At 34.9% G+C, this 22817-nt stretch carries 23 protein-coding genes and 3 pseudogenes; 19 read left to right on the plus strand and 7 right to left on the minus strand.

All coding sequences use genetic code 11. From position 1 onward, the window contains the following. Positions 1-8: 8 nt before the first annotated feature. Positions 9-605 carry a hypothetical protein gene (locus JFU54_RS27155; RefSeq protein WP_002085820.1) on the plus strand — a complete coding sequence of 199 codons (597 nt, stop codon included), beginning with the start codon at positions 9-11 and terminating at the stop codon, positions 603-605. A gap of 101 nt (positions 606-706) precedes the next feature. Here the strand turns inward: JFU54_RS27155 and racA are convergent, their stop codons facing one another. Then, positions 707-1249: a chromosome-anchoring protein RacA gene (gene racA, locus JFU54_RS27160; protein WP_002012665.1), complete on the minus strand. Its 543-nt coding sequence runs from the start codon at positions 1247-1249 to the stop codon at positions 707-709. Positions 1250-1612: 363 nt separating this feature from the next. On the opposite strand from racA, the gene JFU54_RS27165 reads away from it, so the two are divergent. Together JFU54_RS27165 and JFU54_RS27170 are read left to right on the plus strand one after the other, a co-directional pair. Further along, the gene (locus JFU54_RS27165; protein ID WP_002127238.1) at positions 1613-2968 is read left to right on the plus strand and encodes a hemolysin family protein; all 1356 of its coding nucleotides are present in this window, start codon (positions 1613-1615) and stop codon (positions 2966-2968) included. Between the two features lie 144 nt (positions 2969-3112). Beyond that, positions 3113-4537, plus strand: a complete 1425-nt coding sequence (locus tag JFU54_RS27170; protein ID WP_002012663.1) for an aldehyde dehydrogenase family protein — start codon at positions 3113-3115, stop codon at positions 4535-4537. A gap of 120 nt (positions 4538-4657) precedes the next feature. On the opposite strand, the gene JFU54_RS27175 is transcribed toward JFU54_RS27170, so the two are convergent. Next, positions 4658-5050 carry a YueI family protein gene (locus JFU54_RS27175; RefSeq protein ID WP_002141658.1) on the minus strand — a complete coding sequence of 131 codons (393 nt, stop codon included), beginning with the start codon at positions 5048-5050 and terminating at the stop codon, positions 4658-4660. A 255-nt stretch (positions 5051-5305) separates the two neighbouring features. On the opposite strand from JFU54_RS27175, the gene JFU54_RS27180 reads away from it, so the two are divergent. Beyond that, on the plus strand, positions 5306-6424 hold the full coding sequence (locus tag JFU54_RS27180; RefSeq protein WP_002065228.1) for a BA2291 family sporulation histidine kinase: 1119 nt from the start codon (positions 5306-5308) through the stop codon (positions 6422-6424). Positions 6425-6457: 33 nt separating this feature from the next. Here JFU54_RS27180 and JFU54_RS27185 read toward each other — a convergent pair whose 3' ends face one another. After that, on the minus strand, positions 6458-7207 hold the full coding sequence (locus JFU54_RS27185) for a DUF4397 domain-containing protein (protein WP_002012659.1): 750 nt from the start codon (positions 7205-7207) through the stop codon (positions 6458-6460). 801 nt (positions 7208-8008) lie between these two features. On the opposite strand from JFU54_RS27185, the gene JFU54_RS27190 reads away from it, so the two are divergent. From JFU54_RS27190 to JFU54_RS27235, 10 genes and pseudogenes are all read left to right on the plus strand, one after another. Further along, positions 8009-9319 (plus strand): aspartate aminotransferase family protein, encoded by a 1311-nt coding sequence (locus JFU54_RS27190; protein WP_033708325.1) that lies wholly within the window; start codon positions 8009-8011, stop codon positions 9317-9319. Then, on the plus strand, positions 9316-10014 hold the full coding sequence (gene atoD / locus JFU54_RS27195) for an acetate CoA-transferase subunit alpha (RefSeq protein ID WP_002085805.1): 699 nt from the start codon (positions 9316-9318) through the stop codon (positions 10012-10014). Before JFU54_RS27190 ends, atoD begins: the two co-directional genes overlap by 4 nt. Next, positions 9999-10661 carry a CoA transferase subunit B gene (locus tag JFU54_RS27200; RefSeq protein ID WP_002127246.1) on the plus strand — a complete coding sequence of 221 codons (663 nt, stop codon included), beginning with the start codon at positions 9999-10001 and terminating at the stop codon, positions 10659-10661. Before atoD ends, JFU54_RS27200 begins: the two co-directional genes overlap by 16 nt. 15 nt (positions 10662-10676) lie before the next feature. Beyond that, a complete protein-coding gene (locus tag JFU54_RS27205) occupies positions 10677-11945 on the plus strand; it encodes a peptidase (RefSeq protein WP_002012655.1) in 1269 nt (422 codons plus the stop codon). After that, a complete protein-coding gene (gene ablB / locus JFU54_RS27210) occupies positions 11942-12841 on the plus strand; it encodes a putative beta-lysine N-acetyltransferase (RefSeq protein WP_002085802.1) in 900 nt (299 codons plus the stop codon). Before JFU54_RS27205 ends, ablB begins: the two co-directional genes overlap by 4 nt. A 178-nt stretch (positions 12842-13019) precedes the next feature. After that, complete coding sequence (rocR, locus tag JFU54_RS27215; protein ID WP_002012652.1) at positions 13020-14405, plus strand: arginine utilization transcriptional regulator RocR; 1386 nt, start codon at positions 13020-13022, stop codon at positions 14403-14405. A gap of 210 nt (positions 14406-14615) precedes the next feature. After that, positions 14616-16034, plus strand: a complete 1419-nt coding sequence (gene kamA / locus JFU54_RS27220; protein WP_002012651.1) for a lysine 2,3-aminomutase — start codon at positions 14616-14618, stop codon at positions 16032-16034. Next, positions 16031-16303, plus strand: a complete 273-nt coding sequence (locus tag JFU54_RS27225) for a YokU family protein (protein ID WP_002085797.1) — start codon at positions 16031-16033, stop codon at positions 16301-16303. The genes kamA and JFU54_RS27225 overlap by 4 nt, the downstream gene beginning before the upstream one ends. Before the next feature lie 72 nt (positions 16304-16375). Next, on the plus strand, positions 16376-16591 hold the full coding sequence (locus tag JFU54_RS27230) for a YozE family protein (RefSeq protein WP_002085796.1): 216 nt from the start codon (positions 16376-16378) through the stop codon (positions 16589-16591). Positions 16592-16864: 273 nt separating this feature from the next. Further along, positions 16865-17526 (plus strand): annotated as a pseudogene (locus JFU54_RS27235) (hypothetical protein). A gap of 63 nt (positions 17527-17589) precedes the next feature. On the opposite strand, the gene JFU54_RS30435 reads toward JFU54_RS27235, so the two are convergent. Further along, entirely contained in the window at positions 17590-17697 is a 108-nt protein-coding gene (locus JFU54_RS30435) for a DUF3930 family protein (RefSeq protein WP_374100994.1), read from the minus strand. Positions 17698-17846: 149 nt separating this feature from the next. On the opposite strand from JFU54_RS30435, the gene JFU54_RS27245 reads away from it, so the two are divergent. The 5 genes and pseudogenes from JFU54_RS27245 (at position 17847) to JFU54_RS27265 (ending at position 20589) form a co-directional block, all read left to right on the plus strand. Next, positions 17847-18026 (plus strand): YozD family protein, encoded by a 180-nt coding sequence (locus JFU54_RS27245; protein ID WP_002012644.1) that lies wholly within the window; start codon positions 17847-17849, stop codon positions 18024-18026. Positions 18027-18136: 110 nt separating this feature from the next. Further along, positions 18137-18319, plus strand: coding sequence for a hypothetical protein (locus tag JFU54_RS27250; protein WP_002141661.1), 183 nt, complete (start codon positions 18137-18139; stop codon positions 18317-18319). Continuing rightward, entirely contained in the window at positions 18319-19140 is an 822-nt protein-coding gene (locus JFU54_RS27255; protein ID WP_002031735.1) for a serine/threonine protein kinase, read from the plus strand. Before JFU54_RS27250 ends, JFU54_RS27255 begins: the two co-directional genes overlap by 1 nt. Beyond that, complete coding sequence (locus JFU54_RS27260) at positions 19122-19877, plus strand: sporulation protein (protein ID WP_002189520.1); 756 nt, start codon at positions 19122-19124, stop codon at positions 19875-19877. Before JFU54_RS27255 ends, JFU54_RS27260 begins: the two co-directional genes overlap by 19 nt. A 77-nt stretch (positions 19878-19954) precedes the next feature. Further along, positions 19955-20589 (plus strand): annotated as a pseudogene (locus tag JFU54_RS27265) (phosphatase PAP2 family protein). On the opposite strand, the gene JFU54_RS27270 reads toward JFU54_RS27265, so the two are convergent. The 3 genes and pseudogenes from JFU54_RS27270 to JFU54_RS30280 all read right to left on the minus strand — a co-directional run bounded on the left by JFU54_RS27270 (position 20579) and on the right by JFU54_RS30280 (position 22566). After that, on the minus strand, positions 20579-21460 hold the full coding sequence (locus JFU54_RS27270; protein ID WP_002085782.1) for a cation diffusion facilitator family transporter: 882 nt from the start codon (positions 21458-21460) through the stop codon (positions 20579-20581). The pseudogene JFU54_RS27265 and the gene JFU54_RS27270 overlap by 11 nt on opposite strands. A 424-nt stretch (positions 21461-21884) precedes the next feature. Continuing rightward, positions 21885-22199 (minus strand): thioredoxin family protein, encoded by a 315-nt coding sequence (locus tag JFU54_RS27275; protein ID WP_000658777.1) that lies wholly within the window; start codon positions 22197-22199, stop codon positions 21885-21887. A 43-nt stretch (positions 22200-22242) separates the two neighbouring features. Beyond that, positions 22243-22566, minus strand: a pseudogene (locus JFU54_RS30280) (site-specific integrase). Positions 22567-22817 lie beyond the last annotated feature (251 nt).

Consider the following 22817-nt stretch of genomic DNA (forward strand, 5'->3'; position numbering starts at 1 on the left):
GGTTAAATATGTTCCAGCGTGTTCAAACAAAGGAAGAGCATTTTTGGTTCGAGCAACTGTGGGGAGACTTTTGTGAAGAAAGAAACTTAATGTTTGTAGAACGTAATTTAAATCCATCACGATTTTTATTAATAGAAGATGAACATCATATTGGTACAGTAGAATGTATTAAGTTTACAGTACCTGAACAATCAAATTCTGAGTTTTTCTATCCGTTTTCTAAAAATGATTTAGTGAAAGATTTGAAAAATGTGTATGAAATAGGAAAGTTAAGTATTGCGAAAACGTCTCGGGGGAGAGGACATTTCAAAAGGCTGGCAGCTATTTTATTTATGCATGCGTTAGAGACGAAAGCGGAATGGTATATTGCAGCAGTTACAAAAAGAATGTATATGTATTTACTTACACTCGGTTTTCCAATCGAACCGATAGATAGTCCATTCCAGTTTCATGATACTTTACAAGGTGTACCAGTGCGAATTCATGCTCGAAAAGGGGCTACACATCTGTATTCTTTGAAAGAATTCCGTGATATTATTCAAGGGAATGCTCATGCGCAGGCACTTATTGCAGAATACAGTAAAAATATTATGTTAACAAAATGAAAATATATGAATATGTATAGTATGAAGAAGAGTTACTTATTAAAGGCATCTGTTTTCATACAAAAAGTAGACCCTTATTCTCAGAATAAGGGTCTAAAATATTATAGTCCAAATATACTAAAAATCATTTTACGACGCTTCGGTTTCTTTTCTCTTTCATATGTTGGTTTTGCATCAGGAGTAATGTATATTGGTTCTTCTTTTTTTAGGGCAGCTTCTAGTTTTTGAATTCGTTCTAACATTTCCTCTATTTCGCGGCGATGTTGTAAAAGTTGGTATGTAACGACATCATTTGCTTTATCTTGCATTTGTTCTTCCATTCGATCTAGTCTTCTCGTAATTGTGGTAAATTGAGCTGTTAATTGCTCAAAATCATTCGATGATGTGTTTTGAACAATTGTGTTTACTTGAGTTTTTAATTTTTCTACATCATTTGAAGATGGTTTTTGAGTAGTTTGAGAGTTTTGAGGCTGGTCCATTTGAGAGCGATGGTATTCTAACATTAGATCTAAATCACCTTGTGTGAAAATAAAATGACCATATTTATTTTTTTTAATCGTAAGATTTAATTGTTGTGCAATCCGGACAACAGCCTTTGGGCTAACACCTAATTTCTTTGCGATAAATGGTGTTTTATATTCCAAAATAATCCCTCCTATATATATCCTGTTGAATGATTTCTAGTTATGTAGCAAGTTCCCTTCAGGTGTGACAAAAGAAGTGTGGAATCGGCAAAGAAAGTGTTTTTTCACGAAGTTCAGCTGTTTAGCACATACTATTTATATAAATCATTTTTAGTTATCGGAAAATTGGGCTTATTATAGTTTGACGATAATAAGCTAATTAGATTATCATAATTATAAATATCTTTTTTATGTATGCATATAATATATAAAAAGGTGGTTACTAATGTAGAATTTTATTAGAGTATAAGAATGCTTACTTCACTTGAATAAATTTAAGTAGGAGGTGGCTTCCTTGCTTACACTGTAAGTAAGGAAAAGTATTTGGACATATATAGTATAAGTATAGTGATTGTTTTAATTGCCTTAACGGCATTTTTCGTTGCAGCAGAATTTGCAATTGTTAAAGTGAGGAGTTCACGAATTGACTATTTAATTGCAAAAGGAAATAATCGTGCAATATCTGTCAAAACAATCATTACAAACTTAGACGAATATTTATCAGCTTGTCAATTAGGAATAACTGTTACAGCTCTTGGGATTGGGTGGTCTGGTAAACCTGCGCTAAAGCACATGTTTGATGTGTTGTTTGCAAATTGGAACGTCCCTACTCAACTCGCAGACATTTTAGCTATAATTTTAGTATTTTTGTTTATCACATTTTTCCATGTGGTAGTAGGAGAGTTAGCTCCAAAAACATTTGCGATTCAAAAAGCAGAACAAGTGAGTTTCTTTGTTGCTAAGCCACTCATTTTGTTTTATCGTATTGCATTCCCATTCATTTGGATTTTAAATGGATCAGCTCGGTTAATTACAAAGTTTCTTGGGTTGAAACCACCAAAAGGGCATGATGAAGTGCATTCAGAAGAAGAATTGCGGTTGTTAGTTTCAGAAAGTTATAAAAATGGTGAGATTAATCAATCTGAATATAAGTATGTGAATAAAATATTTGAATTTGATGATCGTATTGCGAAAGAAATAATGGTACCACGAACAGAGATGAATATTTTAAATAAAGAAATGCCTGCTGAAGAGGCTTTACAAAAAATGTCTCATGAAAAATATACGAGGTATCCGGTTGTTGATGGTGATAAGGACCATGTAATAGGCTTTGTGAATTTTAAAGATATATTTACAGATTTTGTGAAGCACCGAGTTGTTAGTGAAAAGACAGTGGAGCAATATATTAGGCCAATTATTTTAGTTATTGAATCTATCCCAATTCATGATCTATTTTTAAAAATGCAAAGAGAAAGAACACATATCGCTATATTAATTGATGAATATGGTGGTACATCAGGTCTTGTAACCGTTGAAGATATTTTAGAAGAAATTGTAGGGGATATTCAAGATGAGTTCGATACTGATGAACAACCGGAAATCCAACAAGTTAGTGAGACGAAAACGATTTTAGAGGGAAAAGTACTTGTTAGTGAAGTGAACGCATTATTAGGTTTGACTATTGACGACGATGATGTCGATACGATTGGCGGTTGGATCCTAACAAAAAATATTGAGATTTCCGAGGGTGATACCATTGAGATTGAAAATTATAAATTTTGCGTGAAAAAATTAGATGGACACTATATTAAGAGATTAGAAGTAACGAAACCTTCAGAATCGATTGTTATTGTAGGAGATGAAAAAAAGATTTCGCTCCAAGAACAAATTAGTTCGTAAACTCTGCTTTGTAGCAGAGTTTTTTTGAGCAAAATGTTTTTTTGATGTATTAGGGCTATGATACAATTACACAAGTCAGACCTTTCACTAGGTGAAATAAATGAAATGTATTATTGTATACATATATTCGGAAGGAGAACCACTATGAAAAAACATTTATATATAAATGGGGTATGGAAATCAGTGGAGACGTATAAACCATTGTATGCACCATATTCTGAAGAAACATTAGCGGAGATTGCGCAAGGTACAGAAGATGACGTTAAGGAAGCAATAGTTTCGGCCAAAAATGCAATGAAAGAAATGAAAAAATTATCCGCATACGACCGTGCAACTATTTTAGAAAAGGTTGCACAAAAAATGGATGAGAGAAGAGAAGAGTTTGCAGAGATTATCGCAAAAGAAGCTGCAAAACCAATTCGTGCTGCACGTGGAGAAGTAGATCGCACTGTTCAAACATATAAGTTTGCAGCTGAAGAAGCGAAGCGAATATATGGTGAGACGTTACCATTAGATGCTGCACCAGGAGCAGGTGGCCGTATAGCGTATACAATTCGACAACCAATCGGGGTTATTGGTGCTATTACACCATTTAATTTTCCACTTAATTTAGTAGCACATAAGGTAGGCCCAGCAATTGCGGCTGGAAATACTATTGTGCTAAAGCCTGCCGACCAAACGCCACTTTCTTCGTATGCATTGGTAGAATTATTTGAAGAAGCTGGTTTACCAAAGGGAGCTTTCAATATAATTTCTGGACCTGGATCTGTTGTAGGTGAGGCATTAGTAAAAGATGAGAACGTTGCTAGTATTACTTTTACAGGAAGTCCGAAAGTAGGTATTGGAATTAAGGCAAAAGCCGGGTTGAAACGAGTGACGTTAGAATTAGGATCGAACGCTGCAGTAATTATTGATGAAGATGTTGAATTGACAGACGAAATAATTGAACGTGTAAAATGGGGCGCGTTTGTGAATAATGGACAAGTTTGTATTTCAGTACAACGTGTTTTTGTGCATGAACGCAAAATGGAAGAGTTTATTACAAAATTAACGAAAGCAATGGAAAACGTTGTAGTAGGAGATCCGCTTCATGAAGAAACAGATGTATCAGCACTTATTTCAAAAAAAGATGTAGAACGTATAAATTCATGGGTGGAAGAGGCTGTTAAGGAAGGAGCTAATGTTGTATACGGTGGTAACAAACGTGATGCAAGGATTTTTGAACCAACTGTATTAACAAATGTTCCAGATTATGTATCTGTTCAGTGCCAAGAAGTATTTGGTCCACTTATGACTGTAAATACATTTAAAGAATTTGATGAGGCTTTAGAACAAGTAAATAATTCACGCTATGGATTACAAGCAGGTGTATTTACAAACAATCTATGTAAGGCAATGCGTGCAATTGATGAATTAGAAGTCGGTGGTGTCATGATTAATGATATTCCAACGTTCAGAGTAGATCATATGCCTTATGGCGGTGTGAAAGAGAGTGGAACAGGCCGTGAAGGGATTAAATATGCAATAGAAGAAATGACAGAAATGAAATTAGTGTGTATTAAAAAATAAAGTAGATCGAGCTTAAACACCGCAATAAAAAACGAGCAGGAAATGTTTACGATTCCATACTCGTTTTTTATTGTTTGTTTTACGTTTCTCGGAACGATTACATTTAATCAAGTGTACCTTTTACTTCATTTCTTGTTTGAAAATATCATCTTCGACATAAATATGTTCTTTATCTACAGCAGTGCTATGAGAGAGTACTAAACCTATTGGTGTTTCAGTACCTTTATTTTGAACAATTGTAAAATGAATATTTTTTTCAGTTGCTAATTTAATGTATTTTGATAAATGTGGGTAAGCAATGCTTCCATTTAGGAATAGTTGTAATGATTGAGAAGAACGTATGTTACCCGTTACTTCTGTATACACATTACTTTGCATTACTTGACCGATTGTTAAAGCGATTTCTACACGCTCACGTAATGTAGTTAAGTACATATTACGTTCTTCTGGTTTGTTTTGCTTTTGGCCATATATGCCTTCTTGGAGATAGTCTTCCACATTTTTATTTACCATATTTTTCACACCTTTCACTTCTTATTGTACGCAAGAATTAAAAAGGATGCAAAAAAAAAAGTAGTTTTGAACAGGAAAATAATTTAAAAAATGAGAAGGGAATGGGATATAGGAATACAACTTATTTAAATAAGAAAGGAAAAATAAATTTTATCAACAGAAATTAACAAAATGTGACAAAAATCTATTAACGAAATGTATTTTTTGTGTTAATATTCAAAATATAAAGGGTATTCGTCGTATGGAAATGGAGGAATGGAGGTTTTTCCAATCGATAAGGATATTAAAGAAGTATTTTGTTCGCACTTGAAAAACAACAGGCACCAATTCGTAGAGAACTGGAAAAACAAAATGATAATTTCCGAAAAAGATCCATTTAAACAAGAGGTAGTTCAAAATGGAGCGAATTTATTAGAGTTAATTATCGAACTTATTATGGAAGATAAAGACATTAATTATCTTCAGCCATTATGTGAGAAAATTGCCATTGAGCGTGCAGGGGCAGATGCGAATATTGGAGATTTTGTTTACAATGCAAATGTGGGAAGAAATGAACTTTTTGAAGCGATGTGCGAATTGGATGTAAGCGCTCGAGAACTGAAACCGATTATGGCCAAAATACATACTTGTTTTGACAAATTAATTTATTATACCGTTTTAAAATACTCAGAAATTATATCGAGGAATTTAGAAGAAAAACAGCAATATATAAATGAAACACATAAAGAAAGGCTTACGATTCTAGGGCAAATGTCGGCTAGTTTTGTACATGAATTTCGTAATCCGCTAACTTCGATTATGGGATTTGTAAAGTTATTGAAGACAGATCACCCTAATCTATCGTATTTAGATATTATTTCACATGAATTAGATCAATTAAATTTTAGGATTTCGCAATTTTTACTTGTATCGAAAAAAGAAATGTGGAATGAATCTGAACGTTTTTTGGTAAATGACTTATTTCAAGATATTATACAATTCTTATATCCAAGTTTAGTTAATGCAAATGTTTTGATTGAAAAGAATTTGCCGTATCCTATTCCACTCGTTGGTTACCGGAGTGAAGTGAAGCAAGTAGTTTTAAATATTTTAATGAATTCGATTGATGCTCTTGAATCGGTGAAAGAAGAGCGGAAAATTATCATTGATGTATTTGAAGAGGATCAAGCTGTTCGCATTGTTATAAAAAATAATGGACCTATGATTCCAGCAGACAATGTAGAGACTATTTTTGAGCCATTTGTAACTACTAAAAAGCTAGGAACTGGTATTGGACTATTTGTATGTAAACAAATTGTAGAAAAACATAAAGGATCCATATTGTGTCGTTCGGATAACGATTGGACAGAATTTCAAATTACGTTTCAAAAGTAAACAGTCTACACCATGCGAATGGTGTAGACTGTTTTAATTTGTAAGTATAACGGTTTCTAATTTTGGATCCTCAGTTGAATAACCAACTATTGAAATTGTGTAAATTGTATTTGGTTCAACGTTGAATTTTGGAATGGTTAATAGAACTTTTTTTGTATCAGCAAGTGAAACTTCAATATCTGCTGTACCAGGGCTAACTTGTAAAAAATCTGTTATTTGCTTAAAGAGTACATTTTCAAATAAATGATCCCCATCTTTTAAATTTACATTTACAACTGGAGTGTCTGGTGAAAAATGTGCAAATCGTATTTTTGCTTGACCAGATGGTAAATGAGTATTATCAAGAATGGGTTGTAATTGGAGATGATTATCGCTATTGACCGCTGCAAGGGTATAAGTGTGATTCCCCATTATTGGTACTAATGCTGAAAATATTGGAGTTTCGTTTCCGACAGGGACAATATCAATACGGTATTTACCTTGCACTAATGATAAATACGGACTGAATTGTTTAAAAGAAATATTTTTAATAACCTTTTGTCCGTTTATTATAATATCAACTGCTGGTGTATGGGGAGCTGTGTGGAAGATTCTCATATGTGACGGTAAAGTCGCTTCTTGTGAATCTCTCTTTTCATATGCTTGTACAAGTTTTGTAATTGCATCATAGTATTTCATATAGAGTTCTACATATCTTTTAGGATTGCTATATTGATAGTAACGAGCGAGCTGTTCGTAACGTGCAGCTTCTTGGCCGTATTTTTCAATTTCGGATTGAGTCATGAACATTCCTCCTTTATCATCATTACAAATATATGCGAAGCTAGAAAGAGGTTATGCAAAAAACTTGCCTTTCTAGAAGGAAAAGTTTAAATGGGGATTTTTTTATTTATAGGCAAACACACATACAAATCGATAATTGTCCTACATAAATTATAAAGGAAAGGTAGTTTGACTTTGATGGAAGGAGTGGAACCATTGGGATGGGGAAATCCCCATAGTTATTGGGAATGAAGTTATGGAGGATTTGGTGCTATAGGCTGTGGGACGAATTATGGATTTGTATTATGAGTATTTCTATTAATTTTAGTGATGCGTTGGATAAGGTAATACCGATAAAAGAGCGTCGTGCCGAACTGATTAATGTGGTTAATCGGTTCTTTTTTTATTGTTCTAAACAGGTGGTACTATTTGTTAAGAAATAGTTATGATAAATGAGGCGAAGTAAAATGTCGAATTTTGTTTGAAAATATGCAATATAAAGTAGGATAATAGGAAGGAGAATAACGGGAGTTTCGTCGAAGTTTACACAATGTCAGCAATTGAGGAAAGTTGATATTATATTAAAAAAATATTCAATTTGCTGTTATCTTAAATCAGGAAGGGGTATTTAAGCGTACAGGTAAGGTTGGTCTTCATTTTCAGTTCTGAATTTTCTGTTTTTAAAATAATATTTAGCAGTCATTTGTATATTTTATAATAGTTTTTTGATAAATTCACTGCTTTTGCAGAGGATTCTTTTTTATGAAAGAAACGTCAATTTTCTTCATATACATATACAAATTGGAGAAATGGGGGAGCGCTATGCGCGATTACTTAATTAAACCACTTGTTGGTCAGCCGTATCCGATGATTTCACATGGAAAAGGTGTGTATTTGTATGATCAAAACGGAAATAAATATTTTGATGGTTCGTCTGGAGCGATTACGGCAGGTATTGGACATGGCGTAGCAGAGATAGCAGAAGTTATAAAAAAACAGGCAGAGGAGATCGCTTTCGTTTATAGATCACAGTTTACGAGTGAACCAGCTGAAAAATTAGCGAAGAAGTTAAGTGATTTATGTGTAGGAGATTTGAACTGGAGCTTTTTTGTGAATAGTGGTACGGAAGCAAATGAAACAGCTATGAAAATCGCAATTCAGCATTTTCAGGAGCGTGGCATTCAAGGGAAACATAAAATTTTGTCACGGTGGATGAGCTATCACGGGATTACAATGGGAGCTTTATCTATGTCTGGGCATCCACTGCGCAGACAACGTTTCGTTTCTATTTTGGAAGATTATCCGACTATTCCAGCTCCATACTGTTTTAGATGTCCTGTACAAAAGGTATATCCAACATGTCAACTTTCTTGTGCGACTGAACTAGAAAGAGCGATTGATCGAATTGGTGCAGAACATATTGCAGCTTTTATTGCTGAACCGATTATCGGAGCTGCTGGAGGAGCGGTTGTCCCACCGAAAGAATACTATAAAGTAATTAAAGATATTTGTAGTCATTACGATATATTATTTATTGCGGATGAAGTAATGACTGGACTTGGTCGTACTGGTGCATGGTTTGCGATGGAGCACTGGGGTGTAGAACCGGATATTATGACCCTTGGTAAGGGGCTAGGAGCAGGTTATACACCAATGGCAGCAACAGTTGTAAGTGACCGTGTTATGGAGCCGATTTTACGTGGATCACGTTCTGTAATGAGCGGGCATACGCTTAGTGCAAATCCATTGTCTGCAGCAACGGCTTTAGCTGTTATTGAATATATGGAGAAACATAATTTACCTGAAAAAACAGCAGAAAAGGGAGAGTATTTATTAAAAGGCTTGCAGAAAGTTCAGCAACAATCGACAATCATTGCCGATGTGCGTGGAAAAGGATTGCTAATTGGAATAGAATTGCAACCGTTTACAAAAGCGTCGGAGCTTATTTCAGTTGCTGCTAAAAATGGACTGCTCTTATACCAAGCTGTTTCAGGGCAAGCAGGAAAAGAGGATAGTGCACTGCTTGTTGCACCACCAATGACAACTACATATTCCGAGTTAGATGAATTACTTTCAATTTTTGTAAAGAGCGTGGAAGAGATGATGCAAAAAGGAGGGCATAGTATCGCATGACAACTATTACAAATACATTCGGTAAATTAAAAGAAATAGAGGAAGTAATTTCTTTGTTCCATGATGATATGACATTAATGTTTGGGGGATTTGGAGGAATCGGATCCCCTCCATCTTTAATTCAAGCTGTTTTAGATAAAGGCATTACAAATTTAAATTTAATAGGAAATGATACTGGATTTCCTGATGTAGGAATCGGTCGTCTTGTTACGAATGAAAGGGTTAAATCTTTAGTTACTTCTCATATTGGGTCAAATCCAAATGCGGGAAGACAATTAAATGAAGGAAGATTGCAAATTGAATTCTCTCCGCAAGGAACACTCGCAGAGCGTATTCGCGCTGGTGGTGTAGGGCTTGGTGGTATTTTAGTTGACGTTGGTGTTGATACGATTGTAGAAGAAGGAAAGCGTACAGTTGAAATGAATGGAAAGACATATTTAGTTGAAACAGCTTTAACGGCTGAAGTCGCAATTGTATATGCGAAAAAAGCGGATCCGTTTGGCAATCTTGTATTTGATAAAAGTGCTCGTAATATGAATCCACACGTAGCTATGGCTGGTGACATAACGATAGTAGAAGCAGAAGAAATTGTTCCACTTGGAAGTTTAGATCCAGAAGAAATTGTCGTCCCAGGTGTATTTGTAAATTATATCGTGCCATCGGAAGGAGTGAATTGGAAATGGGTATGGGCGTAGAAGTAAGAGATAAGATTGCAAGACGTGCAGCGAAAGAAATTCAGAATGGTATGCTTGTAAATTTAGGTATTGGAATTCCATCGCTTGTACCGAATCATTTGCCAGAAGATATGAATGTTATGTTTCATGCGGAAAACGGTATTGTTGGTATGGGACCAACGCCAAGTAAAGGGAATGAAGATGAGAATTTATGTAACGCAGCTGGTTTACCAACATCTCTTATTACAGGAGCAAGTTATTTTGATAGTTGCATGGCGTTTGGCATGATTCGAAAAGGATTACTTGATGTTACGATACTTGGTTCGTTACAAGTAAGTGAAAATGGTGATTTAGCGAACTGGATTGTACCAGGAAAACGCGTTCCAGGTATTGGAGGAGCGATGGATTTAGCGCAAAAAGCGAAGCGGGTCGTTGTTGTGATGAATCATGTTGATAAATACGGAAATGCAAAGATTGTTTCGGAATGTACATTGCCATTAACTTCGAAAAAATGTGTAGATTTAATTATTACAGACATGGCTGTCATGGAAGTGACCCAAAGAGGACTTGTCTTACAAGAATTAATGAGTCCATATACTGTAGAAGATGTAAAACGACATACGACAGCTGATTTTCATATAAGCTCAAATTTACTAGTAATTGAATGAGGGGAGTTGTAATATATGGAGCAATTAAAAAAACAAGTTTGTGATTATATTGAGGGTCATGAAGAAGAGAGTGTAAAATTTTTAACACGATTAATTCAAGAAAAGAGCGTATCTGGTGATGAAAGTGGTGCGCAGGCAATTGTTATTGAAAAGTTGCGTGAGTTAGGTCTAGATCTTGATATTTGGGAGCCTGCTTTTAATGAAATGAAAGATCACCCTTATTTCGTATCACCTCGTACAAGTTTTACAGATAGCCCGAATATTGTAGCGACTTTAAAAGGAAGTGGCGAAGGGAAATCTATGATTTTAAACGGGCATATTGATGTCGTGCCAGAAGGGGATGTAAATCAGTGGGACCATCATCCATATAGTGGAGAGAAAATAGGAAACCGCATATATGGACGTGGAACAACAGATATGAAAGGCGGCAATGTTTCACTTATGCTTGCGATGGAAGCGATTATTGAATCTGGTATTGAACTAAAAGGTGATATACATTTTCAAAGTGTAATAGAAGAAGAGAGCGGTGGGGCAGGAACATTAGCTGCTATTTTACGAGGATATAAGGCAGATGGCGTTATTATTCCTGAGCCGACGAATATGAAGTTTTTTCCGAAACAACAAGGATCAATGTGGTTTCGTCTACATATAAAAGGAAAAGCAGCACATGGTGGTACACGTTATGAAGGAGTAAGTGCAATTGAAAAAAGTATGTTTGTTGTAGAGCATTTGAGAAAATTAGAAGAGAAGAGAAATGGTCGAATTACAGATCCGTTATTTAAGGGGATTCCGATTCCAATTCCAATTAACGTTGGGAAAATTGAAGGGGGAAGCTGGCCAAGTTCTGTTCCCGATTCATTAATTTTAGAAGGAAGATGTGGTATTGCGCCGAATGAGACTATAGAGGCAGCAAAAGAAGAGTTTGAGGGCTGGATTGGTGAATTAAAAGATGTGGATAGTTGGTTTGTAAAAAATCCTGTAGAAGTAGAATGGTTTGGGGCTAGATGGGTTCCTGGTGAACTAGAAGAAAATCATCCACTTATTACAACGCTTCAACATAACTTTGTTGAAATCGAAGGGAACGAGCCGATTATAGAAGCTTCGCCATGGGGAACAGATGGAGGTTTGTTCACACAAATAGCTAACGTACCCACGATAGTATTTGGTCCAGGAGAGACGAAAGTAGCACACTATCCAAACGAATATATAGAAGTTGATAAAATGATTGCTGCCGCAAAAATAATTGCATGTACATTACTAGATTGGTGTGAGGTGAAAAAATGAAATACTATGAATCTTTTAGTGAACAGACAAAGCATTATACAGTAGAAGGGGTTTTAGATTATTTTAATAAACGTATTAGAGTTGATCACTATACAGGAAATGTTGAAAGCATCATACAAACAATCGATGAATTAGCAAAGAAACATTCTTTCACTAAATGTATTATTAAAGGAAAGGGAGAGCATGTTTCAACATGGCTCTCTTTCGGTTTCTTACTGGAAGCAACGATACCTCATTATTTTCAAGGGCACGATGCGCACTTCTTCGTGAAATATCATAATGATGAAAGACGAAATAGTATTCATTGGACTGAGGAAGATACTATTTTAAGTGGTGTAAAAGAAAAAGAAGTGAAAGAAAAAATAGTCCCAGAGGAATTTGTGTTAAGAAAAGCGACAGAAGAGGATGCGGAAGAATTAGCAATTGTCTTTGGAAAAGTATTTGAAGTTTATCCGACACCTTTAAATGATGGGAATTATGTAAAGCAGACGATGAAGGAAGACGATACAATTTACTATGTTTATGAATTCGAGGGAAAAATTATTAGTACAGCATCTGCTGAAATGAACGTGAAAGAAGGTAATGCAGAATTAACGAATTGTGCTACATTACCTGAATATCGAAAACATGGTTTCATGAAAAGTCTGTTAATTAAATTGGAGGAAGAGCTCCAAGAAAAATCTATTTTTTGTTCTTATACAATTGCTCGCTCGCTATCTTTCGGTATGAATGCAGCCTTTCATCAATTAGGCTATACATATACGGGAAGGCTTGCGAATAATTGCTACATTTTTGATAAGTTGGAAGATATGAATATATGGGTGAAAGATTTATCAAGCTATTCGAAAGCAGTAAGACTCCCGCCTCAAAATTCGGCTGTAAAGCAAAGAAGTTAAGTGGGAGTCGGGTTAATAATAAAGCCCCACTGATTAAAGTTTCACTTAACCATAAATAAGCAATAAAAATATATATACATTTCATCAAAATAATAGAACGGAATCGTCATGCTTATAATCGCACAGAGGGTGCCGGAAATTCGGCGTTGAATTTGCTGGATTTTCGGCAAAAGGGAGGATGACATTGCTAGCAGTTTCGACACAGGAAGTCATTGAAGCGATTTTGGGCAGTATAGATGAGGCCATACATGCAGTAGATGAAAATGGGATTACAATATTTTATAATACAGTTGCTGCAAAACATGATGGATCTAAAATTGAAAATGTGCTAGGAAAGCATTTATTAGAAGCATTCCCGTCATTATCCAGAGAAACAAGTACGTTGATGAAAGTATTAGATACAAAAAAACCAATCGTACACCAAGTTCAACATTACCAAAATTTAAATGGGGAAGACGTTTGTACGGTCAATACAACGTTACCTATTTTAATAGATGGAAATATTGCTGGTGCTGTAGAAATTGCGAAAGATTATTCTACTATTCAAAAGCTTACTGATACGATTGTAGATCTACAATCGAAAATAAAACGATCGACTAGCAAAAAAACGGTGAAAAAGCATGTTGCATTCGAGACAATTGTAACTGATGATTCCCGCTTTAAACAGACGAAAGAGTTAGCACAAAAAGTAGCGCCAACCGATGCGAATGTTTTAATATATGGTGAAACCGGAACGGGGAAAGAGCTATTTGTGCAAGCGATTCATGAAGCTTCTAAACGAAAAAACAAGCCGTTTATTGCACAAAACTGTGCAGCTTTGCCAGAGTCGCTATTAGAAAGTTTGCTGTTTGGCACGACAAAAGGTAGTTATACAGGGGCAATCGAACGAGCAGGATTATTTGAACTTGTAGATGGAGGGACATTATTTTTAGATGAACTGAATTCAATGCCGCTTGATTTACAAGCAAAAATGCTACGTGTATTAGAAGATGGAGTTATTCGTCGCATTGGTGATAATAAGACGAGAAAAGTAGATGTTCGCGTTATTACTGCAATGAATCAGCCTCCAGAAGTATGTTTAAGAGAAAATAAAATTCGCACTGATTTATACTATCGATTAAATGTGTTTTCATTATATATCCCGCCGCTTCGCGAAAGAACTGAGGATGTACTGTTATTAGCGTCTTACTTTTTGAAAGAATATAATAAAAGTTATAAAAAAGGTGTACTTCAAATTGATAAGGAAGCGAAAGAAAGATTACAAGCTTATCAATGGCCTGGAAATGTTCGTGAGTTAAAGCATACGATTGAACATGCTGTCATTATTACAGAAGGGAATTCGTTAACAGCAAATTGCTTGCCACGAACATTTCGGAAAGAGAAACTTCCGAAGAAGAAAAGTATATTACCGCTTAGGGAAGCTCTTCATCAAATGGAAAAGGAATTAATAGATCAAGCGTTAATTGAAACGGAAGGGAATATTTTGCAAGCAGCAAAAATGTTAGGTATTCCGCGTCAAACGCTTCAATATAAACTGAGCAAGTATGACAAAACCGCCGAATAACCGGCGGTTTTTGTGTGTTTGCACCAATAAAAGAGCGTTTACATATATAACAAGTAATGAATATGATAGTAAATATCGTTTTAGTACAGCACTTAAAAATATTTATTCTCTTATATAATAGGGTATTTCTCGCATTTACTTATCAAGAATATGAAGTTGGCATAATTATTGCTTATATAAAGGATGAGCGTATAAAAAGGGGGAATAGCAATGTTACATGATGTATACAAACCAAATCGTCACTGGAAGGATATTGAATTATGGAAAGATGTTACAGAAGAACAATGGAATGATTGGGTTTGGCAATTAACGAATACGATCAAAACTTTAGATGATTTAAAGAAAGTAATTAACTTAACACCTGACGAAGAAGAAGGCGTTAAAATTTCAACGAAAACGATCCCGTTAAACATTACACCGTACTATGCTTGGCTAATGAATCCTGATGACCCACGCTGTCCGATTCGGATGCAATCAGTACCGATTTCGGAAGAGTTATATAAAACAAAATATGATTTAGAAGATCCTCTTCATGAAGATGAAGATTCACCAGTTCCAGGATTAACTCATCGTTATCCAGACCGTGTACTATTTTTAGTAACGAATCAATGTTCTATGTATTGTCGTTACTGTACACGTCGTCGTTTTAGTGGACAAATTGGAATGGGCGTACCGAAAAAGCAATTAGATGATGCGATTGCTTATATTAGTGAAACACCACAAGTACGTGACGTTTTAATTTCTGGCGGTGATGGACTTCTAATTAATGATAAAATTTTAGAATATGTATTAAAGAATTTACGAGCAATCCCGCATGTTGAGATTATTCGTATCGGAACGAGAGCACCAGTTGTATTCCCACAGCGTATTACAGAAAACCTGTGTAACATAATTAAAAAATACCATCCAGTATGGTTAAATACTCATTTTAACACTTCTATTGAGATTACAGAAGAATCGAAACTAGCATGTGAAATGCTTGCAAATGCAGGTGTTCCAATTGGAAACCAAGCTGTAATTTTAGCTGGAATTAATGACAGCGTTCCAATTATGAAAAAACTTATGCATGATTTAGTGAAAATTCGTGTTCGTCCATATTACATTTATCAATGTGATTTATCAGAAGGTATCGGTCATTTCCGTGCACCAGTTTCGAAAGGTCTTGAAATTATTGAAGGCTTACGTGGACATACGTCTGGTTATGCAGTACCAACTTTCGTTGTCGATGCACCGGGTGGAGGCGGAAAAATTGCGCTTCAGCCAAACTATTTAATTTCACAAAGTGCGGATAAAGTTGTTCTTCGTAACTTTGAAGGGGTTATTACAACGTATCCAGAACCAGAAAACTATATCCCAGGAAGAGCAGAAGGCTACTTTAAAGAAATTTATCCGACTTATGAAGAGAAACGTTCTGATATCGGCGTTGCAGGATTGATGAGTGATAAGAAATTTAATCTTGTTCCAGATGATTTACAACGTATGAATCGCCGCAAAGATTATGAAGTCAATGAAACGCATGCTTCTTTAAAAGATAAACGTGATAAGCGTGATCAATTAAAAGATAAAAAATATCAAGCACAAATAGCAAAGTTAGATGATGACAAAAAAAATGAGGGTGACGTAGTATGAATTGTATGTGGTGTGACAGTACAGAAGCGAAAGAAAGCTTGAATACTGTATATTGGGAATTACCAGATGGTACGAAAGCCATTGAAATCCAAGAGACACCATGTATTACTTGTTCCTCATGTGGAATGGACTATCAAGCAGACCATACTGTAAAAGAAATTGAAGATCAGTTGTTTTTAATTTATACGAAAGATTTGCCAAAACAACTAACATACGAAGAGTTGATGGGAAGACCACGTTTATTAAAAAGGAATTATTTCGACTTCTAACCAGCTTTTATGCTGGTTTTTTTCTTTTTTGCCTTGTATAATGTACCCAAGTTAGAAAGGTAGGGAATATTTTTGAAAAAGACATTTTACCATTATATGATGAAGCACCGTGCAGCTTTATTTAAAAATGAAATATCAGATTTAGCAGAGGCGATGTATGATGATTTAAGTTTTCCGAAGCAATCTGAAGACTATGATGTAATTAGTTCATACTTAGAGTTAAGTGGAATGCTAGAAAGTATGTCTATATTTGATGATGCATGGGATTTATATATACAAGAGAGATAACGATATGGAGTTTTAGGGAAATGAAAGCATAATGAATACATTACTTTGAAAGAAGTGAAGTATTCATTATGCTTTTTTATTTACAATACGTCTTGCTGTTAGAACATAAATGAAAAGTGAAAGCTAGTTTAAATACTAGCTTTTTTAAGTTATATACAAATTCTACTTTTTTATTGAAAAAATTTATGAATATAAGCTTATGTGATAAGCGTTTTTATGTAGGTTGCATATACTGTTATCAAAATCACGACGTTTAAAAAAGGAGAGATATTGATGGCAAGGAAAAAACAACCTAAATATAACGTAGGAGACATAGTCGTGATTACGCTATATGGAACCGTTGGGAAAGTTACAAATATGAAAGTTTTAGATGGAGTTTACGTATACGAAGTAAATAATCACGATGGATTTTATGTAGAACAAACTTTGCAGCATGTTACAGAGCAAGAAATGAAAAAGGGCGACACAGAGTGGATTGAATTAAATTATAACTTTACGTTTGGTGATCTCGTGCAAGTAACTGGATATGATAAAGATGTTTTTCGTATTGTTGGTTTTCGTACAGAAGTATGGAGATATAAAAATGATGCATGGGAAGATACTATATATGAATTGTCACGAATTACTGATGGTGAATGGTTAGAAGCTGATGAATCGGATTTAACATTACTTGCCAATGCACAAACGGCAAATGCAATTTTGAAGAAAATGAAACAAGATAAAGCTGGTATGAATAAATTGGATTTAGGAAAATTGAAGTCGATTAACAATTCGAAAAAGTAAGTGTAAAGACGAATCGCCAAGAAATTATTGATGGGTTATTAGATATTTATAATGATTATCATTTATTATTCGATACATTTAAAGATGAAGAATATAAAATTGTTATGGATGTTGTTCAAAATTATTTAGTTAAATTGACAGAGAAAAAATAGTTAACTAGAAAGAGAGAATAAATTGAACAACAACATATGCAGTATAAGGTATGCCTACAATTATTAAAAAATAAAAAGCCATTTAATAAGAGAGTCTGCCCATTGATCTTCATGCATGAACTCTTCTTTTGTTTGCCCTACTTCTTGATCTACTTCATATTGGTATTCCATTATTATTTCCCCCTTTGGATAGCTTGTACTAACATCGTATGCCCTTTACCTACATGATATGACTTATAAAAAAGAAAAACTATTTTTCTAATCTCATATACATAATTTTGAGATTTTTTTCATAAAACAGAAATAAAGGAGTGATGCTCATGAAGGAAATTGAAGTCGTAATTGACACGGAAGAGATTGCGGAGTTTTTTTATGAGCGACTAATTGAAAGAGGGTACGTTCCAAAAAGAGAAGAAATTGAGGACCTGGCAGATATTACATTTGAGTATTTATTAGAGAAATGCATGATTGATGAAGTTTTTGATGAAGAGGAAGATTGAAAGTAACGGCGGGCTTAACTCGTCGTTTTTTACTCTTTACAAACTTGTCACAAATATAGACAAGAATTGTTGGTATAATTAAAAGAAAATTTTATACAAGAGGTGAAGGGATGTTCAAAAAAATTATTGATTCTTTATTAGGAAAGAAAAAACATCGTTCGTATTCAAGTAGTGATTATCGTCATAGAGGGCGCTCATATTCAAGTAGCGATAATAAACGACGTTCATCTGGTTATGGGCATCAGCATTATAAAAGAAAACGTAAAAGCCGTAGTTTCTTTTCAAGTAGCTGATGAAATGGCGTCGTATACTAGCTTTATTTGATAGACCACTGCGAAAAAATACAATCGTTGCAGAGCGTTATAAGATTGAATCAGTAATTGGAATGGGCAGTTATGGGGTTACATATGTCGTTAATGATTTACAAATAAATAAATATAAAGTCTTAAAACAATTAAGGCAAAGTAAACAAAGATATGAGTCTGGTAGAAAATCATTTGAGCAAGAGAAAGTGATTTTACAAACATTAAATCATGCGTCAATTCCTAAGCTACATGACCATTTCATATGGGAGAAAAAGAACTTTTTTGTGATGGAGTATATGCCGGGGGAAAATTTCGAAGATCATATTTTCTTAGATGGGCAAGTATATGATGAACGTGAAGTTTTTGAAATTTTATATGAAGTACTAGGAATTGTTTCGTATTTTCATAGTAAAGGTATCATTCACCGAGATTTACGTATTCCAAACATATTAATGAAAGAAAATCAGATTAGTATTATTGATTTTGGATTGGCTAAATTGAAAGGTGAGGGTGATGAGCGAGCTATAACTTATGAAGGTGAACAAGCTTTGATGCGAGAAGTTCACTTTCGTAGCGACTTTTATGCGCTCGGTCATTTCGTATTATTTTTATTGTATGCTAGTTATCAATCGACTGAAAAAAAGGAAAAACCTTGGTATGAAGAGTTAGTGCTGGAAGAATATAATCGCGACATGCTGATGCGAATGTTACAAATGAAAGCACCATACTATGAAAATGTACAAGATTTGAAAAAAGATGTAGCTTACGCTTTAGAAAGGATGGAGACCCCATGTTTCAAAAGTTTTTAGCAAGCGTTGGAATTGGAAGTGCAAAAGTAGATACTGTTCTTGAAAGAGATGAGTATACAGTTGGAGAAGAGATAGTAGGGAAGGTTCATATAACTGGAGGTTCAGTTAGCCAAGAAATTGAAAGCATTTACTTAACGTTGTCGACGTCATATGTAAGAGAAGTGGATGATAAAAAAGTAACTGCATCGTATGATTTAGAGCGAGTTCGTTTAACAGATCCATTTTCTGTAGAGCCAAATGAAAAAGTGGAAATTCCATTTTCGTTTTTAATGCCAATTGAAGCACCACTAACACTTGGAATGAAAACGGTTTGGGTTCATACAGGTCTTGATATTAAACGTAGTATTGATCCAAGTGACCGTGATTATATTCAAGTATTGCCGAATGCGCTATTGAACAGTGTATTAAATAGTGTAAATCAATTAGGTTTTAAAGCGCGTCATGTAGAATGCGAAGAATTACCGTATCGATTACGTAAGCAAGTTCCATTCGCGCAAGAATTTGAGTTTATTCCAGTTTCCGGAGAGTATTATGGGAAATTAGATGAATTAGAATTATTAATTTTGCCAAGTGCCCACGACCGATTAGAAATTATTATGGAAGTAGATAGAAAATCACGTGGATTGGCTGGTTTATTCGCAGAAGCACTTGATCTTGATGAGAAGGTTATTCGCTTTACAGTAACAAACGAAGATATTCCAACGATGCAGCAAAAAATTAACAATAATATTTTTTAATAAACTATGCATAAAAAAGAAATGGAGAGGAAAACTAAAACAACCGCTCCATTTTTTTGCATAGTGAGGTTATGTATGTGAAACGATACCGACATTTATACTTTTTAAGTTGTACACTACTCATTTGTTTTGTCGCACTATCACTTTCGTATCATACCGCTTGTATTGAAAAATTTGATAATGTAGTCGCACACTTTATTCAAAGTTTCCGAAACGAGTATTTGACAACCTATTTTACTTGGGTGTCCTTTATCGGTTCAAAAAGAATATATTTCCCGTTACTCATTATACTTGTAATGTATTTTCTTCTTAGAAAAAAATATTAAGTGCATTACTTCTAACAATTAATTATTACGGATCACGTTATTTGAACAGTATGCTCAAACTATGGTATGAACGAGCACGACCTGATGTGACGCAGCTTGTTACAGCAACTGGATATAGCTTTCCGAGCGGTCATACGATGAATGCTACTGCTTTTTTAGGATTTATTGCATACGTCACAATTACAGAAGATCGTATTTCATTGCATAAAAAGTTGCTGATTATTTTTATAGCAAGCTTCGTTGTATTATCTATTTCAGTTAGCCGAATTTATCTTGGCGTGCACTATCCATCTGACATATTAGCCGGATGGGCAGCGGGCGGTAGCTGGCTCGTTTTATGTATTATATTTCATAAGGCGTTCATTAAAAAAGAACCTATGTCATAATAGGTTCTTTTTGCATGGGCTCCACATGAATATGAGCATGGTAAATTCCGAATTTTTTTCGAAGCATATCTTCAATATTGTCAGTAATACAATGGCTTTCGCTAACATCCATTCGAGCATCTACTTCAATTGTAATATCCACATACGTTTGGTTCCCATACATACGAGCACGAATATCTACAATATGTTCTACACCTGAAATATGCCCTATAGCATCAGCGTATTCATCCATTTTTTCAGGATCAATTCCATCCGTTAGCATATGAGAAGCTTCTACGAAAATTTCCCACGCGGTCTTACAAATAATAAGACCGACAAGTAAAGCTGCAATAGGGTCTAAAATAGGCATTTGGAACTGTGCTCCGACTATACCTACTACTGTACCAATACTTACAAGAGCATCTGATAAATTATCTTTTGCAGCAGCCTCTAATGATTTACTTTTTGTTCGCATTGCAATCTTTTTCGTATACTTGTATACACCGTACATAACGACAGCAGAAAATAAAGCTACCCATGCAGCAAGTACATTAGGTGCTGCTTGTTTCGGATTGAAAAACGATTGAATTGCACTAATAACAACTTCTAATCCGACCGTTGCCATAATAAAGGAAGCAACAAGTGATGCGATTTGTTCTGCACGCGAATGCCCATATGGATGATCTGGGTCACGAGGCTTACGAGAAATTTTCAGGCCAATTAATATTGCTAAAGAAGCACCAATATCCGTTAAGTTATTCAAACCGTCAGCACGTAATGCGCTAGAGAGGGTAATATAACTGATGATGATTTTCATAGAGGATAAAAATATGTAGGCTATAATGCTGACAATAGCACCTTTATCAGCTTCTTTATGAGAAAGAGAATCCATTTTAATCACTCGCCTTTCTACAAGGAATTTCTTTCTATACATAGAGTATCAAACGAAACTCGTGTGGGTCTATACAAACATTGTTGACGTTTTATAGCTTTTTAAGAAGGGGATAACAAAGTTTCGTTAAGGAAAAAAATGTTGAAAAGTACAAAGCGGAAAATTGTTTAAACCATTAACGATGATTATGGTATAGGAGAAGGTGGCGTGAATAATGATTCGCATAATTCCATTCATATATATATTTCACAAAATAACTCTTCGTAATTCCTCGTGGGAGTAATATATAAGAAATGATAAAAAATTAGTGGATAAGAAGAGGAGAATAATATAAAAATGTTCATTTTCTATAAAGAGAAAAATACAAATAGCATACTAAGAAACGAAAAAACCTCTGAAAATATTTTCAGAGGTTTTTCGTTTCTTAGTATGCTTCTAAAAACTCAGTAACTTGCTCTTCAGTTTTTGCGTTAGCACTATGTAAGTGGCCAAGCTTCTCGCCATTTTGATAAACAAGCAGGCTTGGAATACCCATTACTTGATACTCTTCCGCGATACTTGGGAATTCATCTTTATTAATAGAATACCATTCAAACTTATTGAATTCTTCCATTACATCTCCGATAAAGTTGTCCATACGCACGCAATCCGGGCACCATGTTGTAAAGAACTTAACAACTACTGGCTCCTCGCTTGCGATGATGTCTTTGAATTCTTGTTCAGATTTGATTTCTTTCATGTTTTTGACTCCTCTCAATGTCACACGGATAAGCTAGTATTTTTTATGCAAAATCCGTAACTGCAAAATCTTCGACTGCTTTTTCTTGTAGGTCTGGTATACATATGAGTAGGTGTCTAATGTGATCCCTACTCTTTTATGTCCTAATCGTTTACTTACGATTTTCGGATTTACGCCTTATATCCTGCAAACGAATATTAGGAACCTCACTTTTCTTTATAAGCTTTTTCAGGAGCTGTGTCAAACTTCTGAAATTGCACGGGTTACCATTATAGGTTGGGCAAACTAAATCATAATTATTATTTCCATCGCCATACCGTTCTTTTTCTTCATTGATTTTTTGAAGATGTCCTTGAAGAGCCAGCAGAGTAATTTCAGGTAAAACAATTAATCTCTTTCCTGAAGATGTTTTAGGCTCATGAAACTCTTTGGTAATATGCGAGAGGGAATGATTAACAGATAAGGTACGTCTGTCAAAATCAATATCCTTCCATACAAGAACGTTGGGGAGCTTGGTTACAAAGGTTTGCAGAATGGGAAAAGGGGAGCAGCGTGAGCAATGTTGTTCGAGGCTACCCAAAAGGAAAGTACGCAGTATAAGTAAAAAAGGACAAGCAG

It is taken from the genome of Bacillus sp. TH19, from assembly GCF_016651075.1.
Lineage (GTDB): Bacteria > Bacillota > Bacilli > Bacillales > Bacillaceae_G > Bacillus_A > Bacillus_A mycoides.

Coding starts and splice junctions, on each gene's coding strand:
- JFU54_RS27155 (WP_002085820.1), top strand. CDS start 9: ATGTTCCAGCGTGTTCAAACAAAGGAAGAGCATTTTTGGTTCGAGCAA.
- JFU54_RS27170 (WP_002012663.1), top strand. CDS start 3,113: ATGAAAAAACATTTATATATAAATGGGGTATGGAAATCAGTGGAGACG.
- JFU54_RS27175 (WP_002141658.1), bottom strand. CDS start 5,050: ATGGTAAATAAAAATGTGGAAGACTATCTCCAAGAAGGCATATATGGC.
- JFU54_RS27180 (WP_002065228.1), top strand. CDS start 5,306: ATGGAGGTTTTTCCAATCGATAAGGATATTAAAGAAGTATTTTGTTCG.
- JFU54_RS27185 (WP_002012659.1), bottom strand. CDS start 7,207: ATGACTCAATCCGAAATTGAAAAATACGGCCAAGAAGCTGCACGTTAC.
- JFU54_RS27190 (WP_033708325.1), top strand. CDS start 8,009: ATGCGCGATTACTTAATTAAACCACTTGTTGGTCAGCCGTATCCGATG.
- atoD (WP_002085805.1), top strand. CDS start 9,316: ATGACAACTATTACAAATACATTCGGTAAATTAAAAGAAATAGAGGAA.
- JFU54_RS27200 (WP_002127246.1), top strand. CDS start 9,999: ATGGGTATGGGCGTAGAAGTAAGAGATAAGATTGCAAGACGTGCAGCG.
- JFU54_RS27205 (WP_002012655.1), top strand. CDS start 10,677: ATGGAGCAATTAAAAAAACAAGTTTGTGATTATATTGAGGGTCATGAA.
- ablB (WP_002085802.1), top strand. CDS start 11,942: ATGAAATACTATGAATCTTTTAGTGAACAGACAAAGCATTATACAGTA.
- rocR (WP_002012652.1), top strand. CDS start 13,020: ATGACATTGCTAGCAGTTTCGACACAGGAAGTCATTGAAGCGATTTTG.
- kamA (WP_002012651.1), top strand. CDS start 14,616: ATGTTACATGATGTATACAAACCAAATCGTCACTGGAAGGATATTGAA.
- JFU54_RS27225 (WP_002085797.1), top strand. CDS start 16,031: ATGAATTGTATGTGGTGTGACAGTACAGAAGCGAAAGAAAGCTTGAAT.
- JFU54_RS30435 (WP_374100994.1), bottom strand. CDS start 17,697: ATGGAATACCAATATGAAGTAGATCAAGAAGTAGGGCAAACAAAAGAA.
- JFU54_RS27245 (WP_002012644.1), top strand. CDS start 17,847: ATGAAGGAAATTGAAGTCGTAATTGACACGGAAGAGATTGCGGAGTTT.
- JFU54_RS27250 (WP_002141661.1), top strand. CDS start 18,137: ATGTTCAAAAAAATTATTGATTCTTTATTAGGAAAGAAAAAACATCGT.
- JFU54_RS27255 (WP_002031735.1), top strand. CDS start 18,319: ATGAAATGGCGTCGTATACTAGCTTTATTTGATAGACCACTGCGAAAA.
- JFU54_RS27260 (WP_002189520.1), top strand. CDS start 19,122: ATGTTTCAAAAGTTTTTAGCAAGCGTTGGAATTGGAAGTGCAAAAGTA.
- JFU54_RS27270 (WP_002085782.1), bottom strand. CDS start 21,460: ATGGATTCTCTTTCTCATAAAGAAGCTGATAAAGGTGCTATTGTCAGC.
- JFU54_RS27275 (WP_000658777.1), bottom strand. CDS start 22,199: ATGAAAGAAATCAAATCTGAACAAGAATTCAAAGACATCATCGCAAGC.